Consider the following 272-nt stretch of genomic DNA (forward strand, 5'->3'; position numbering starts at 1 on the left):
TCCTTGAGCGACTTTTGGCTCCAGCTCCCGGTGAGCACGAAGTCCGCCTTGCCGCCGCGCGACAGGTTGAGCGGGACGATGGCGTTTTCCGCCAGGCCGCCGCCCTGCATGAAAAGGATGTGGAAGTTCTTGGGTACCGCCAACAGCTCGCGCAGATCAGCCTGCGCCTGTTCGTAGATGCTGATGAACTCCTTGCCGCGGTGGCTCATCTCCATGACGCCCATGCCGCTGCCATGCCAGTCCAGCATCTCGCTGGCGGCTTGCTGCAACAC

At 62.9% G+C, this 272-nt stretch carries 1 protein-coding gene; it reads right to left on the reverse strand.

Annotation, left to right across the window (positions count from 1 at the left end; translation table 11 throughout):
- Nucleotides 1–272, reverse strand: a 272-nt coding sequence (locus tag AC2ETI_RS32755) for an aminotransferase class V-fold PLP-dependent enzyme (RefSeq protein WP_483635068.1), incomplete at both ends; no start/stop codon positions are given.

This window comes from Rhodococcus sp. MurmanLake-1, assembly GCF_056945715.1.